Source organism: Hymenobacter perfusus (assembly GCF_003944765.1).
Lineage (GTDB): Bacteria > Bacteroidota > Bacteroidia > Cytophagales > Hymenobacteraceae > Hymenobacter > Hymenobacter perfusus.
The window spans coordinates 971662-986454 of sequence record NZ_RWIU01000001.1 but is presented as its reverse complement, the minus strand read 5'-3'; the positions used below and the strand labels follow the sequence as shown (position 1 = coordinate 986454).

At 62.2% G+C, this 14793-nt stretch carries 18 protein-coding genes; 9 read left to right on the top strand and 9 right to left on the bottom strand.

Annotated features, from left to right (window positions below; all coding sequences use genetic code 11):
• The first annotated feature begins 350 nt into the window (after positions 1 to 350).
• Positions 351 to 761, top strand: coding sequence for a hypothetical protein (locus EI293_RS04250; RefSeq protein WP_125435892.1), 411 nt, complete (start codon positions 351 to 353; stop codon positions 759 to 761).
• A 252-nt stretch (positions 762 to 1013) separates the two neighbouring features.
• The gene (locus EI293_RS22465; protein ID WP_262706495.1) at positions 1014 to 1139 is read left to right on the top strand and encodes a hypothetical protein; all 126 of its coding nucleotides are present in this window, start codon (positions 1014 to 1016) and stop codon (positions 1137 to 1139) included.
• 51 nt (positions 1140 to 1190) lie between these two features.
• Here the strand turns inward: EI293_RS22465 and EI293_RS22330 are convergent, their stop codons facing one another.
• The 9 genes from EI293_RS22330 to EI293_RS04205 form a co-directional block, all read right to left on the bottom strand.
• A complete protein-coding gene (locus tag EI293_RS22330; protein WP_246010521.1) occupies positions 1191 to 1337 on the bottom strand; it encodes a winged helix-turn-helix transcriptional regulator in 147 nt (48 codons plus the stop codon).
• 50 nt (positions 1338 to 1387) lie between these two features.
• Positions 1388 to 1642, bottom strand: a complete 255-nt coding sequence (locus EI293_RS04240) for a transposase (RefSeq protein ID WP_170170235.1) — start codon at positions 1640 to 1642, stop codon at positions 1388 to 1390.
• Positions 1636 to 2148, bottom strand: a complete 513-nt coding sequence (locus EI293_RS04235; RefSeq protein WP_125435890.1) for an IS5 family transposase — start codon at positions 2146 to 2148, stop codon at positions 1636 to 1638. The genes EI293_RS04240 and EI293_RS04235 overlap by 7 nt, the downstream gene beginning before the upstream one ends.
• A 135-nt stretch (positions 2149 to 2283) precedes the next feature.
• Positions 2284 to 4491, bottom strand: coding sequence for an aldehyde oxidoreductase molybdenum-binding subunit PaoC (gene paoC / locus EI293_RS04230; protein ID WP_125435889.1), 2208 nt, complete (start codon positions 4489 to 4491; stop codon positions 2284 to 2286).
• A gap of 1 nt (position 4492) precedes the next feature.
• A complete protein-coding gene (locus EI293_RS04225) occupies positions 4493 to 5443 on the bottom strand; it encodes an FAD binding domain-containing protein (RefSeq protein WP_125435888.1) in 951 nt (316 codons plus the stop codon).
• Between the two features lie 12 nt (positions 5444 to 5455).
• Complete coding sequence (gene paoA, locus EI293_RS04220; protein ID WP_125435887.1) at positions 5456 to 6088, bottom strand: aldehyde dehydrogenase iron-sulfur subunit PaoA; 633 nt, start codon at positions 6086 to 6088, stop codon at positions 5456 to 5458.
• Positions 6089 to 6409: 321 nt separating this feature from the next.
• Positions 6410 to 7495 carry an aldo/keto reductase gene (locus EI293_RS04215; RefSeq protein WP_125435886.1) on the bottom strand — a complete coding sequence of 362 codons (1086 nt, stop codon included), beginning with the start codon at positions 7493 to 7495 and terminating at the stop codon, positions 6410 to 6412.
• 18 nt (positions 7496 to 7513) lie between these two features.
• Positions 7514 to 8167, bottom strand: coding sequence for a cysteine hydrolase family protein (locus EI293_RS04210; RefSeq protein ID WP_125435885.1), 654 nt, complete (start codon positions 8165 to 8167; stop codon positions 7514 to 7516).
• Between the two features lie 321 nt (positions 8168 to 8488).
• Positions 8489 to 9379, bottom strand: coding sequence for a helix-turn-helix domain-containing protein (locus EI293_RS04205; RefSeq protein WP_125435884.1), 891 nt, complete (start codon positions 9377 to 9379; stop codon positions 8489 to 8491).
• A gap of 254 nt (positions 9380 to 9633) precedes the next feature.
• Here EI293_RS04205 and EI293_RS04200 point away from each other — a divergent pair, with 254 nt between their 5' ends.
• The 7 genes from EI293_RS04200 to EI293_RS04170 all read left to right on the top strand — a co-directional run bounded on the left by EI293_RS04200 (position 9634) and on the right by EI293_RS04170 (position 14779).
• Positions 9634 to 10350: a carboxymuconolactone decarboxylase family protein gene (locus tag EI293_RS04200; RefSeq protein ID WP_125435883.1), complete on the top strand. Its 717-nt coding sequence runs from the start codon at positions 9634 to 9636 to the stop codon at positions 10348 to 10350.
• Positions 10351 to 10418: 68 nt separating this feature from the next.
• A complete protein-coding gene (locus EI293_RS04195) occupies positions 10419 to 11561 on the top strand; it encodes an aldo/keto reductase (RefSeq protein ID WP_125435882.1) in 1143 nt (380 codons plus the stop codon).
• A gap of 22 nt (positions 11562 to 11583) precedes the next feature.
• Positions 11584 to 12051, top strand: a complete 468-nt coding sequence (locus tag EI293_RS04190; RefSeq protein ID WP_170170234.1) for a cupin domain-containing protein — start codon at positions 11584 to 11586, stop codon at positions 12049 to 12051.
• Between the two features lie 83 nt (positions 12052 to 12134).
• A complete protein-coding gene (locus tag EI293_RS04185) occupies positions 12135 to 12638 on the top strand; it encodes a (R)-mandelonitrile lyase (protein WP_125435880.1) in 504 nt (167 codons plus the stop codon).
• 97 nt (positions 12639 to 12735) lie between these two features.
• Complete coding sequence (locus tag EI293_RS04180) at positions 12736 to 13509, top strand: glucose 1-dehydrogenase (protein ID WP_125435879.1); 774 nt, start codon at positions 12736 to 12738, stop codon at positions 13507 to 13509.
• Between the two features lie 161 nt (positions 13510 to 13670).
• Positions 13671 to 14570 carry a helix-turn-helix domain-containing protein gene (locus EI293_RS04175; RefSeq protein ID WP_170170233.1) on the top strand — a complete coding sequence of 300 codons (900 nt, stop codon included), beginning with the start codon at positions 13671 to 13673 and terminating at the stop codon, positions 14568 to 14570.
• 8 nt (positions 14571 to 14578) lie between these two features.
• Positions 14579 to 14779 (top strand): hypothetical protein, encoded by a 201-nt coding sequence (locus tag EI293_RS04170; RefSeq protein ID WP_125435877.1) that lies wholly within the window; start codon positions 14579 to 14581, stop codon positions 14777 to 14779.
• Positions 14780 to 14793: the final 14 nt, after the last annotated feature.

Genomic DNA, 14793 nt, shown 5'->3' with positions numbered 1-14793 from the left:
CCGCAACCGAGTGGATAGCTCTGCGACGGCGCGATGTCAGGTCATCAACTCTGCGGTTTCACTAGCCACTTCCCGCGTTCGGCTTCCTCTACCAAAGCCACGCCTTGGCTCAGGTATACCTGCTGCAGGTGCTCGTCAAAGGAGCAGCCCTTGGGAAGCTTTTTAACGACCACGGTTTGGTATATGACTTCCATTTTATGCAGCCGGTATCGCACGGCCTCGAGAGCATCAAAAAGTGCGGGGCAATCAGGTTTTGAGTTAAGCAACTACTAGCCCTCTGGTAACCCAGACCGCCCACATAAGGATAACTGCCCCACACTTTTTGATACTCTCTTGCCATCGAGGCGGGTGTGCGCTCCGCGCTGGATTACGTGCTGCTGCATGAAGCCACGCACGTGGTGGATGCCGCGCTGAAACTGAACCCGGCGTATGCGGCAACGGGCCAGCAGCTCGACAGCGCGGCCGCCAAGCCTTTCACCGCCGGAATCTGGAAAAGCCGCACCCTGCCGGTTGCTGGCTGGCACCATGCGCTGCTGCTGCAGATTCCGTTCCGGCGGGGCGGGCGGGCGCTGCCCATTTCCGACGCAGCCCAGGTGTACTCACTATTGCAGCAAAAACCGTTCGTTTCCCTCTACGGCAGCAGCTGGAGCGAGGACTTGGCCGAATTAGTGACCGTCGCCTACTTCACCCGTAAGCAGCAGCCATTTCGCATCGTGCTGCGCCGGAGCGACCAGCAAATCTGGGCCTATGAATCCATGTAATTGGTGCTGGTGCCGCGTACGGCCCCTAAGACGCCTGCGCGCCTGAGTACGCCGATGGGTAAACGCTCGCGCCGGCCCCTGGCCCGGGGGAAACCGCAACGCTGGTGCGCGGGGCCTGTTCTGCCTGCGCATGAGTTGACGCGAAAAGCTTCCCTGACCACGTAAGCAACCGGAGCAGCTCTGGCGGCTCCATCGGTGCGGCATCAGGCAACGCAGGCTGCCCGGAGCCGGCTATCAGCGTTACAATGCGGTTTGCTGCGCTACTCCGGTAATCACACGCCGGAGCTGGCCCTGGTAGGCATGGCCCCATTCGCCCAAGGAGGTGAGGTGGTATTCCACGTGGCGGGTCTGCTGCGAGAAGTCCTCTTTGCGCAGTAGCTCGTGGTCGACCAGCTACCGGAGCTGCAGCGTCAGCACGCGGCGCGTGGCCTAGGGCAGTCGGCGGTGCAGTTGGCTGGGGCGCCGCAGGCCCTGGGTCACGAAATAGAGCAGGCCCATCTTCCATTTGCCGCCCAGCACCTCCCGCAGCAGGTCGAGGCCGCGGTCTAGGTTAGGGACAATTTTGTGTTCGTACATGGGGCAGTGGGAAGTAAGGAGGATGAAAAGACTTAGAGCGTGTTTGGGAATTAGGGGAGACGATTTAGGCACATGGTGATGTTGGCCAGCAAGAGCCAGCAGGCATGACTGGCGGGGGTATATTCATAGTCCACGGCCAGCCGCCGGAAGCAGGCCAGCCAGGCAAATGTGCGCTCCACCACCCAGCGCCGGGCCACGGGCACAAAGCCGCGTTGGGTGGATGGGCGACTGACCACTTGGTTGGGCAGGCCGAGGCTGCGCAGGTGGTCGGCAAAGCGGCCCTGGTAAGCCGCGTCGGTCAGCACCAGTGCACCCGGGCCGCCCGCCAGGGCCGGTGGGGCAGCAAGCCCAGGGCTCCGCAGCTGTCGTGGCCGTTGGCCGCGTGTACGTGCGTGGCCCAGATGTGCCCACCCGAGTCGGTGAGAATCTGTCGTTTCCGCCCGTTGACACGCTTGCCCCCGTCCAGGCCCCGGTGCTCGAAAATGCGGGGCGCCAGTTTCACGCTCTGGCTATCCACGCAGACCAGCGACGGCAACGCCTCCCGCCCGTCGTGGAGCCGATCCAGCGCATTGAGCACCGTGTTCAGGCGTGCCCAGAGGCCTGTTTGCTGCCAGCGGTAGAAATAGCAATAGACCGCCGTCCAAGCGGGAAACTCGGCCGGTAAGGCCCGCCACTGGCCACCGGTGCGGCAAACATAGAGCAGGGCATCGACTACTTGGTGCAAACACAGCCGGCGGCGCCCTTGCGCCGGCAGCAGGCAGGCCATAACTTGCCACTGCGAGTCAGTAAGGGATTGATAACCGTCAACCATAAGCAGAAGGGAGCTTAGGAACTCCGCCTGCAACTTACTAGCTCATTTATATTTACGCACTAGCCAAATTCCTAAACGCGCTCTAAGTCTCACTGAATGGGCCCGAAATATTTTTCGGGCCCATTCAGTGCAGAATCAAGTCAAGTTCACTTTTCCCAGCAGCTTATCCAAGGTAATAGGGTAGTGGCGAACCCGCACGCCGGTGGCATTGTATACCGCGTTGGCAACGGCCGCAGCTACGCCCACTAGGCCCAGCTCGCCAATGCCTTTGGCTTTCATCGGTGACATGGTGGGGTCGAGGTCCTCTAGCAGGATTACCTCTTGGTGCGGAATGTCGGCGTGAACGGGCACTTCGTACCCCGCCAGGTCGTGGTTTACGAAAAAGCCGACCTGCTTGTCCACCACCAACTCTTCCAGCAAGGCGGCGCCTACCCCCATCGTCATCGCGCCGATGACCTGGCTGCGGGCGGTTTTGGGGTTCAGGATACGTCCGGCGTGGCACACGGCCAGCATGCGCCGTACCCGTATCTCGTGGGTGTACCGGTGCACCCCTACCTCTACGAAGTGCGCCCCGAACGTGTCTTGGGCATACTGTTTGGCGAGCGTGCCATAGGTCATGGTATCTTCAGCCACCAGTTCGGCCGCCTTGGCGGCATCCCCCAGCGCGTAGCTGCGCTTGCCGGCCAGCACCTGCCCGTTCGCAAATTGGGTTTCTGCGGGGTTGAGGCCGAGAGCTTTGGCCACGGCTTCGCGCAGTTTCAGGCAGGCCGCGTACACGCCCGAGGTGGACGAGGCCGCGCCCCACTGCCCCCCGGAACCCGGTGACTGCGGGAAAGCCGAATCACCCAGTTTGACGACGACCCTATCTAGCCCGACGCCCAGCATCTCGGCCGCGGTTTGCCCGATAATGGTGTAACTGCCGGTGCCGATGTCGGTCATGTCCGTTTCGACCGTAACGATTCCGTCCCGGTTCAGCCGCACCCGCGCGGCCGACGTAGTGATGGGCGCGCCCCGGATGGCCGCCGCCACGCCCACCCCGATGAGCCACTGCCCGTCCCGCACGCTGCCGGGTGTGGCCACCCGCTTGCTCCAGCCAAACCGGTCGGCTCCCGTTTGCAGGCACTCCACTAATTTCCGGGTTGAGAAGGGACGTTCCGGTTTTTCGGGGTCCACCTGCGTATCGTTCTTGATACGGAGCGCAATGGGGTCCATGTGCAGCTTCTCGGCCAGTTCGTCCATCGCAATTTCCAGGGCCATCATGCCGGTGGCTTCGCCTGGCGCGCGCATAGCATTACCTTCCGCCAGGTTGAGCACGGCCAGCCGCAGCTCGGTGAAGCGGTTGGCCCCCGCGTACAGCAGCTTGGTCGACGCGGTGGCCGCTTCGGTGCGCCCGCCGGGAAGGTTGCCCGACCAGCTTTCATGCCCGATGGCGGTGAGGATGCCGTCGGGCGTGGCCCCCAGGCGAATGCGCTGAATGGTGGCGGGCCGGTGGGTGGTGTTGTTGAAAATCTGGGGCCTGGTCAGGGCTACTTTCACGGGCCGGCCGGCGGCGCGGGCGGCTAACGAGGCCATCACGAGGTCGGACAGCGCCGTGCCTTTCCCGCCAAACCCTCCGCCGATATAAGCCGAAATCAGCCGGATGTTTTCCTGCGGAATCCCCAGAATGGTGCCCAGGTCCCGCGCCCCCCAGTTGAGTTGCTGTACCGAGCACCAGCATGTGAGCTTGTCGCCTTGCCAGTGGGCCATCGTGGCGTGCGGCTCCATCATGGCGTGGGTCTGGTCGGGGGTGGTGTAGGTGGCGTCCAGCTGGACGGGGGCAGCCGCGAAGGCGCCCTCGAAGTCCCCGACCTTTGTTTGCGGGGCGCCGCCAAACTCCCCTTGCTTGGGTACGATAGCCGTGTCTTTAGCTGCCGTGAGGTCGAAGGCTCCCTTGGTTTGGGTGTACGTGACCTTTAGCAGGGCCGCGGCGGCCCGCGCCTGCTCGAAGGTTTCGGCTACTACCACCGCCACGGCCTGGTGGTAATGGTCCACGGCCGGCCCCGCCAGCAGGCGGTCGGCGTAGAACTTGCCCGGCGGCAGTTGCCCGACATCGGCCGCCGTCACGATGGCCAGCACGCCGGGCGCGGCCTGCGCTTTGCGCCGGTCAATGCGTCTGATTTGTCCCTTAGCAATAGCAGCCCCGACCACGTACCCGTAGGCGGGGTTCGGCGCGGCCTGGTGGTACTCGTAGGCGTAGGGTGCCGTGCCAGTCGTTTTCAGCGGGCCTTCGAGGCGGCTAGCCGGCTGGCCAATAACCTTCTGCTGGTCAATGGGATTGATGCCGGCGGGGGTTTCAAATTTCATATCAGTGTCTTGCCTCGTTTAGAACGGCGGCTACCGTGTTTTCCACCAGTGCCAGCTTGAATGCATTTTCCTTCGTGGGCCGGGCCCCTTGCAGCAGCTGCGCGGTAAATTCCTTCGCGCCGGCCGGCAGCAGCTGCTCAGCGGTTTCTACGCGCCAGGGCTGGGGGGCTACCCCGCCCACGGCAATCCGGCCGGTGCCGTCTTTCTGTACAATGGCCCCGACCGAGATGAGCGCAAACGCGTAGGAAGCCCGGTCGCGCACTTTCTGGTAGATATGCACCCCGCCCACGGGAGGCGGCAGCAGCACCGCCGTGATGAGTTCGTTTTTCTCCAGGATCGTCTCCAGGTGGGGAGTTTGGCCCGGCAGCCGGTAGAACTGGGCTAGGGGAATGGTGCGGGTAGTCCCGTTAGCTTTCACGGTTTCTACCCCCGCGTCGAGGGCGCGCATGGCCACGGCCATGTCGCTGGGGTGGGTGGCGATGCAGGCATTGCTGGTCCCGATGACGCCTAACTGGCGACTGAAGCCGGCAATGGCCGCGCACCCACTGCCGGGTACCCGTTTGTTGCAGCGCTGGTTGGTATCATAAAAGTAGGGGCACCGGGTGCGCTGCAAGAGGTTGCCGGCGGTGGTGGCTTTGTTGCGGAGCTGCCCCGTAGCCCCCGCCAGCAACGCCCTGGACAACAGGCCGTAGTCCCGCCGCACGGGGAGGTGGTTGGCTAGGTCGGTGTTGGTTACCAGCGCCCCGATGCGCAGGCCCCCGGCCGGAGTGGGTTCGATTTTGTCGAGCCCCACTTTCCCCACGTCGATGATATGGGCCGGGGTTTCGATTTCGAGTTTCATTAAATCGAGCAGGTTGGTGCCCCCGGCCAGAAACTTCGACCCCGGCGTGCGGGCGGCGGCGGCGGCGGCTTCGGCGGGCGTGCGCACGCGCTCGTAGGTGAAAGTCTTCATAATTCGCTGTTTCTAGGAGTCTTTGCCGGCCACTTCGCTCATCGCTTCGGCAATATTGGAGTAGGCCCCGCAGCGGCAGATGTTGCCGCTCATGCGCTCGCGCAGCTCCATGTTCGTGGCCTGGGGCTGCTCCAAGAGGCTGGCACTGACGTGGCTGGGCATGCCGGCCTTGATTTCGGCCAGCACGGCCACCGCCGAGCAAATCTGGCCGGGGGTGCAGTAGCCGCACTGGTAGCCATCGTGCTTGATAAAGGCGGCCTGCATGGGGTGCAGCTTGTCCGGGGTGCCTAGGCCTTCGATGGTCGTGATGGCATCGTCCTGGTGTTGCAGGGCCAGCGACAGGCACGAGTTGATGCGCTGGCCGTTGACCAGTACCGTGCAGGCGCCGCACTGGCCGTGGTCGCAGCCTTTTTTGGTACCCGTCAGGTGCAGGTGTTCCCGTAGGGTGTCGAGCAGGGTGGTGCGGGTATCCATTTCCAGCTGGTGCGGTTGGCCGTTGACGGTAAACGACACCTTTGCCTGCGAAACTGGTACCGGGGCGGCTTCTGCGCCCGTCACGTTCAGCAGGGCCAGTCCCGTAACAGCTAAGGTCGTGCTAACCAGCATTTCCCGCCGGCTAAACAGATAGTCGTTTGATTCGTCCATGGTGGGTGTTTTCGTTGCGTCTTTGGCCGAAGCGGCCTGCTTTATAAAGGGGCGAGTCGTCGTCGGGTGGCGGCGCGTCGGATGCGGGAAACGGCTGGTCGGGCATAGCGTTCTGGATTAGGTTGGTAAAACGCAGGCAACGCCACTGCCGGGCACGTCAACGGGTAGTTACAAAAGTACTGGCCTCTCCCCGCGCTTTTTTGAAGGTTTCAAACAGTAATCTATACTTTTCAAACAGTTGCCCTTTGCCGGGGCCGGCTTTCGGGCGCTACTCGCACCACGGTAGCAGGCACTTGGGCCGGGCACCTCCGCACGCTGGCTTTACCCCAGCGGATGCGCCGAGCCGCCGGCCATGACGGGCACGGGAGCGGGTGGGCCGTTATGCAGCCACCGCTCGCGCTGCCACTCCCCAAACCGGCCGTAGGGGTAGCCGGCGGCTTGGGGCGCACTCACGGCCTCCAGGGCCTGGGTGGCTTCTGCGGGCAAAACGAGCGCCGGAGCGCCCAGGTTTTCGCGCAGCTGGGCAAGGGTGCGCGCCCCGAAAATGGGGGCCGCTACCCCCGGCCGGTCGGAAAGCCACTTCAGGGCCACCTGGGTCGGCGTTGCGCCGATTTCCCGAGCGATGCGCACCACCGCGTCGATGGTGTCCCAGTTGCGGTCAGAGGCCGCGTAGTCGGCCGATACCCACTGGTACAGGTCTTTTGGCGACCCGGCGCGTGTATCCGCGGCCGGCGTGGTGCCCCGCTCGTATTTGCCGGCCAGGAAGCCCCCCGCCAGCGGCGACCACGGCAGCAGGCTCAGGCCGTTGTGTAGGGCGGCGGGCACGATTTCCCACTCAATCTCCCGCGAAAGCAGGCTGTACTGCGCCTGGATGCTCACCGGCACGGTAAGGCCCTGGGCCTGCGCCGTCGAAACCATCAACTGGAGCTGCCAGCCGGTGAAGTTGGACAGCCCGATGTAGTGAATCTTACCGGCCCGCACGGCATCGTTCAGGAAGGCGAGCGTTTCGGCCACGGGCGTTTGCATATCCGAGGCGTGCAGCTGGTAGAGGTCGATGGTTTCGACCCCGAGGCGCTGGAGCGAGGCATCGAGCGCCCGGCTCAAGTGGCGGCGGGACAGGCCCTGGTCGTTGGGGTCGGGGCTGGCGCTGAACCGGCCTTTGGTGGCCTGCACCACCCGGTCGGTGATGTCGCGGGGCCGGGCGGCCCGCCAGCGGCCCAGCACCTGCTCAGCCACGCCACCCACGTACACGTCCGAGGTGTCGAGCAGCGTGCCACCCGCCTCCACAAAGCCGTCGAGAATGGCGAAGGCATCAGCCTCCGGGGTTTCGTCGCCAAAGTACATGGTGCCCAGGGCGAGTTCCGAGACGACCATTCCGGTCGTCCCCAATTTGCGGTAGTTCAGCATAGGTTTCGTTTTTAGGTGTTACTTCGGGCTGGTCGCCAGCCACTGCGCAATGGGGAGCACCTCGGCCTGCGAGGGAAATACCTTGGTAGTGAGCACCCGGTGGACTTCAGCGTCCACATCCGCGCACCCATCCGAGAGCACCGTGAGTTGAAAGTCCTTATCGGCCGCCTCGCGCACGGTGGTCAGCACCACGCCGCTGGTGGCAAAGCCGCAGAGTATCAGTCGCTGGATGTGGTGGGCACGCAGCAGCATTTCCAGGTCGCTGCCGGTGAAAGCGCCAATGCGGTGCTTGTCGACGACAATATCCTTAGCGAGCGGAGCCAGGGCCGGCGTGAGTTTCAGGGCCTGCGCGGCGTTGCCCATGGCGTATTTTTCGCGGTGAGCGGCAAGGAACTTGTTGTTGTCGCTAATCTCGGGTGCTCCTTGCCGGAACCCGGCCCGGACGTAGATAACCAGGACGCCCTTTTGCCGCGCGCCCGCCACCGCTTTCGCCACTTGGCTGGTCAGTTCTTGGGCCCTGGCACTGGGCAAAAAGCTTAAAATGGAATCCTGCATGTCCATGACCAACAGAGCTTCAGTGTTAGCCGTCGGGGCTTGGGCACGGCCGCCGAAGCTGCTGATTAGCAGCAGCACCAGGAGCAGCGTTTTTATCCTTTTTGCTTGTAGCAGCATACTACCGAATTGGAGGGTTGAACTGGCATGAGCTCGCCGCTCGGCCAATGAGCTAGTGGCAAATCAGTTCACCTGCCTGTACTTGGCCTCATCGACTCTGCAAAAGTCCATCCTTACCGGTCTTAGCAACATGCACGATTCAAACTAAAAAGTAAGAATATCACCCAGCGCCGCCTGTTTCTGGGGTAGAGCGTCCACCATTTAAAAACCGCGAGAAAGCAGATGATTCTTCACTGATGTTACGCACAGAAGCAGTAGCGGCATTTTCAGCCGGAACCAGCAACTCAGGTTGCTGTCAGCTGCCCACAATTCCTATCTCCGTTACTTCAGGTCACTTATCCCTTTCCGGCAGGCCAGGGGCGTGCGGCCGGTGTGCTTCTTGAAGAAGTTGTTGAAGTAGGTCGGGTACTCAAAGCCCAGGCTGTAGGCAATGTCGCCCACGCTCCAATCGGTGTGCAGCAGCAGGGCTTTGGCCTCGCTCACGAGCCGGTCGGCGATGTGCGTGCTGGTCGGTTTGCCAGTTATTTCCTTCACGGCCCGGTTGAGATGGTTGGTGTGAATGGAGAGCCGGTCGGCAAAGTCCTGGGCCGTTTTCAGCGGCAGCATTTGCCGCGGGCTTTCCACCGGAAACAGCCGTTCCAGCAATTCCAGAAAGAGGGTGGCAATGCGGGAGGAGGCATTTTTGGGCGTCTGGAAGCTCTCCGACGGCTCCATGCGCATGGCTTCATGCAGGAGCAGCTGAATATAGGTGCGAACCAGGTCGTTTTTGAAGGAGTAGTCGGCGCTTTGCTCGGCCAGCATCTTCTGGAAGATGCCCGTGAGAAACTCATTCTGCGCGGCCGTCAGCTTAAACACCGGCGACTGGCCGATTTTGAACAAGGGCGACTGGGGCAGACTGTCAGACCGGTCGCTGGCCTTGATAAATGCCTCGGTAAACAGGCAGGCGTAGCCGCGGTGCTCCTCGGAGAGGATTTCCGAGGAATACGGCACGTGCGGGTTGCCAAAGAACAGGGTGGGGCCATTGAGTTCCACGCTCCGGTCGGCGTAGTGAATCAGGATATGGCCCGTCGTCAGGCAAATCTTATAAAAGTCGCGGCGGCTGTACGTCGGCACCGGGTCTACCTTGGTGAATATCTCGTAGGCCTTGAAGCCTTTGAGCTTCAGGTCGGTTACGTTGAACTGGGAAATTTGCGAGACAATTTCGTGGGCCATGCCGCAAATGTAAGAATATCAAACAGCACCCACACGGTGGCGCGCATACCGCGCCAGGGAACTGACCGTCGTTTGCGCAGTACCTAGTAGCCCTGGCCAGCGGTTATTTGATTTGTATAAAAAGCTGTTTGATTTCTCTAGTCTGCTGCGCGGCACTGCTGCCCGCGCCTTGCGTATAACAGAGACCATTCACTGTTTTCGGGAGCCGGCCGGTAGTGTCGCTTGGCGGCTACCACGCCCTCCTGACCCTGCCCATGCAACGACTTTTTTTCCTGGTAGCTCTGGCTGCCTTTTTCCTGTTTTCCACCTCTTCTATGAACGCCCAATCATCTGCGTCGCTCGACCAGCGGCAACAATCCATTGCCACCATCTCGGCCCTGACGGCCCAAGGCAATCTGCCTAAACTACATGATGCATTGAGCCAGGGCCTCGATAACGGCCTGACTATTAACGAAGAAAAAGAGGTACTGGCGCAGCTCTACGCCTATTGCGGCTTCCCACGCAGCCTGAACGGCATCAACACCCTGATGAAGGTAGTGGACGAGCGCAAAGCCCAGGGCAAGCACGACGCGGTGGGCAAGGAAGCCACGCCCGTTACCAGTACCAAATCAAAGTACGAGCGCGGCAAAAAGAACCTGGAAACCCTCACCGGCAAGCCCCAGGACAAGCTTAGCGGCGCCAACGCCTTTTGCCCCGAAATTGACGTGTTTCTGAAAGAGCACCTGTTCGCCGACATTTTTGAGCGCGACGTGCTCACGTTTCAGGAGCGGGAGCTGGCCACCGTGTCGGCCCTGGCGGCCATGCCCGGCGTGGAGCCGATGCTGCAGGCCCACCTCGGCATGAGCATGAACACCGGCCTGACCGAGGCGCAGCTGCGGCAGGTGCTGGCCCTGCAAGAGCCACTCGTGGACAAGAAACAGGCGGAAACCAGCCGCGAGGTACTGCGCAAAGCCTTGGCCGACAAGAAGTAACCCCCGCCTGCTGAAGGGCGGCCGGTTCGGCCGCCCCCTTCTTACTTTTCCACTATTTCCTTCTGCATATGCTCCTTATTAACCCAGCGCCTGACAACGCCCGCCGCGCCTTCCTGCGTAGCAGCGCCGTGCTTGGCTCGGCGCTGCTGGCCGCTCCGGCGCTGCTGACCGGCCCGGCGGCCCAGGCGGCCAGCCCGGTGGCCGCGCCGCCTACCTTCGCCCGCCGCACGCTGGGGCAGGGCAAAGCCGCTATGGAAGTGACGGCCCTGGGCTTCGGCTGCATGGGCATGAGCTACCACCGCGGGCCAGTGCCCGACCGCCAGACCATGGTGCGGCTGCTGCGAAAAGTGGCCGAGTCGGGCGTGACGCTCTTCGACACGGCCGAAGTATACGGGCCGTTTATCAACGAGGAGCTGGTAGGCGAGGCGCTGGCGCCGTTCAAGGGCAAGCTGCACATTACCACCAAGTTCGGTTTCGACATCCGCGACGGTAAAGACCGGGGCCTCAACAGTCGGCCCGAAAATATCCGCAAGGTGGCTGAAGCGTCGCTCAAGCGCCTGCGCGTGGACAGTATCGACCTGTTTTACCAGCATCGACCCGACCCCAAGGTGCCCATGGAAGACGTGGCGGGCACCGTGCGCGACCTCATTAAGGCGGGCAAGGTGAAGCGCTTCGGGCTGAGCGAAGCCAGTGCCGACGACATCCGCAAGGCCCACGCCGTGCAGCCCGTCACGGCCCTGCAAAGCGAGTATTCGCTGATGTGGCGCGAGCCGGAAACCAAGGTTTTCCCGACGCTCAAAGAGTTGGGCATCGGCTTTGTTCCCTACAGCCCGGTGGGCCGGGGCTACCTCACGGGGATGCTCAACGCGCAAACCAACCTCTACCCCGGCAACGACAACCGCCTGGGGCTGCCGCGCTTCACCCCCGAAGCCCTGCGGGCCAACTACCCGCTGGTGCAGGCCCTGCTCGACTTCGGCCAGGCCCGGGGCCTGACCCCGGCGCAGCTTTCGTTGGCTTGGCTGCTGGCCCGCCCCGAGCAAGTGGTGTCCATTCCGGGCACTACTAAGGAGGCGCACTTCCACGAAAACATGGCCGCGCTGGCTGCCAATATCGCCCCCGGCGCGTGGAAGCAGCTCGAAGCCAGCCTGGACGCCATCACCATTGTGGGCGGCCGTTACCCCCCGGAGCAGCAAGACCACTCAGGCGACTAATAAAGCAGGCAGTATGCACTATATGAACAAGATAACCCTGGTGGGTGCCGGTATGATAGTGGCGCTCGGTGGCTGCCAGATGCCCCAGACCCGGCCCTCCGTCACCCGCCTACCCGTCGACCTGCACACGTATCAGCGGCTCGATACTGTGCACTACACGGGCACGGGCTACCTGCGTTTGTTGGCCGGGCGTCCGCACTACAGTTTGGTGAGTTTCGTATTTGAGCCGGGTGGGCGCAACCGCTGGCACCTGCATCCGGGGGCCGAGCAAGTGATGTATGTAACCCAGGGCGAGGGCTACTACCAGCAGAAGGGGCAGCCCAAGCGCCTACTGCGGGCCGGCGACGTGGTGGTAGTGCCCCCCGATACCCGACACTGGAACGGGGCCACGCCCACCAGCCGCGTGGTGCTCATGACCATATCCGACCACGTGGAGCAAGACCACGTCACGTGGTTTGAGCAAGTGTCGGAAGAAGAATTTAGGAGGTGATTATCAGTTCATCAAACAGAAAATCACGAACTGTGGGCCGACCTGCCCCACTTCCCTCAACGCCCTTTCAACTGTTTACACCCATGAAAAAAAATATCCTGACCGCTGCCGCGCTGGCTGCCCTGGTGGGCCTGGCCGGCTGCTCGCAACCCGCGCCGCCGGCCGCCACGGAAGCCGTGGCCACGCCGGCCGCTGGCGCCGTTTTCCCGCAGGGCGACCGTGCCCCGGCCGAGAATTTCACCGGCACAGTGTACCTCCACCCGCTGGTAAAGGAAGATTCCGTTTTCAACTGCGTGAGCGGCAGCGTCACGTTTACGCCGGGGGCGCGCTCGAACTGGCACACCCACCCGGACGGCCAGATTCTGATGATTATCAATGGTCTGGGCTACTACCAGGAAAAGGGCCAGCCGGTGCGGCTGCTGCGCGAAGGCGAGGTGGTGCAATGCCAGCCCGGCGTGGAGCACTGGCACGGCGCGTCGCCGAAGCAGGCCATGACGCACATTTCTCTGAACGTGAACACGGAGAAGGGCATCATCAACTGGCTCAAGCCCGTGACCGACCAAGAGTACAACGCCTATAAGCCCTAGCCCTGAAAAACGGTCATGCTGAGCTTGCCGCAGCATGACCGTGTATATACTCCGTCCAGTTTCTTACAATAAATTCTCAGCCAAGTAAATTTTTATCATGACAACGAATCAAGTAGGGCAATTTGCGGGGAAGGTGGCCTTCGTCACCGGAGCTGGTACAGGAATCGGGCGGGCTGCGGCGCTGGCCTTCGCCCGCGAGGGGGCGCAGGTAGCCGTGGTGGGCCGTACGCTGGCCGACAACGACGAAACCGTGCGCCTGGTGACCGAGCAGGGCGGCCAGGCCGTGGCCGTAGTCTGCGACATCACCGACGAGGCGCAGGTGCAGGCCGCGCTAGCCAAGACCATTGACACCTATGGTCGTCTCGATTTCGCCTTCAACAACGCGGGCGTGGAGCAGCACAAAGCGCCCGCCGCCGAGCTGGCCATGGCCGAGTGGGACCGGATTGTGAATATCGACCTGCGCGGCACCTTCCTGTGCATGAAACACGAGATTCCACTGATTCTGGCGCAAGGCGGCGGGGCCATCGTCAACACGTCGTCGGGGGCGGGCCTCATCGGCATCAAGCAGAACGCGGCCTACTGCGCCGCCAAGCACGGCATCATCGGCATGACCCGCTCGGCGGCCCTCGACTACGCCGACCAGAACCTGCGCATCAACGCCGTGTGCCCTGGCTTCATCGACACACCCATGATGGACCGCTTCACCCACAACTCGGAGCAGGAGCGCGAGAAAGTAATTGAGCAGGAGCCGATTGGGCGGGCGGGCATGCCCGAGGAAATTGCCAACGCGGCTGTGTGGCTGTGCTCGGCGAGTTCGTCGTTCGTGGTGGGTCATGCCCTAGCCGTGGACGGCGGGCAGGTGATTCTGTAGTCATGATCTTAGAAGCAGGTTGCCGACCCTGCCTGCGGGTGGGGCCGGTAGCCCATTTAAGAAGTCCGGACTTGCCTATGTCAGTCGCTACATTATTAACCTACACGCTGGCAAACGCGTTGTATCTACGTCGTCCTTATTCCAAGACGCTGCCCTGCCAGATGCCCGATAATCTTACTACGGCCACCAAAGCCGCCCTGAACCGCCGGCCGCTAAACCCGCCCATCAGTGATATAGAGGTCATGACCATTGCCGAAGCGCACTGCAACATGACGTTGTTTGACCGGCGCGACCTGTTTAAGGTGCTGTTAGTGACCGAAGGGGCCAACGAGCTGCACTATGCCACCCGCAGCTACTATATTGACCGGCCGGCGCTGGTATTCACCAACAAGCTGGTGCCCTACTCCTGGGAGCCGGTGGAAAGCTCGGGCGAGCAAAAGGGCTACCTGTGCGCCTTCACCGAAGACTTCCTGCACTCAGCCATGCGCGGCATTAGCTTGCAGGAATCGGTATTGTACCGCGTCAACGGCAACCCGGTGTATTTTCTGGATGACACGCAGCTGCGCTACCTCACCGATACGTTTCAGCGGATGCGGCAGGAAATCGACACCGACTACCCGCACAAGCACGATTTGCTGCGCAACCAGCTCTCCATCACGATTCACGAGGCCACGCGGCTGCAACCGGCCAGCTCGCAGTCCATTGCACCTGTGAATGCGGCCGAGCGCATCACGACCCTGTTTCTAACCCTGCTAGACGTGCAGTTTCCGGTCACGACTCAGATTCATCAGCCCATTCTGCGCCACGCCCAGGACTACGCCGACCGGCTGGCGGTGCACGTCAACCACCTCAACCGCTCGGTGAAGGAAACCACCGGCAAATCGACCACCACCCACATTGCCGAGCGCCTCGTAGGCGAAGCCAAAGTGCTCCTCCACCACACTGACTGGAGCATCGGCGACATTGCCAACAGCCTGAACTTTGAGTACGCCACGTACTTCACGAACTTCTTCAAGAAGCACACCGGCCGCACGCCGCTGGCCTACCGGCAGGCGGGGTAGCGCTTCTCGTGCAACAACTGATTTTTCAGAAACCGCCCGACGGCGAGTGGGGAAACAACGGTATTGCTGATTTGGCGGTGGCCTTCGCCGCCTTCGGTGCCGTGCTGACGCTGGAAAACCCGAAGGGCAAGCAGCACCGCGTGCCCGTGACGGGTTCTACCTGCTGCCTGGCACCAACACTCTCCTTATGCCCTATCCCCGCTTCTTAGCCGCCGGCCTGTTG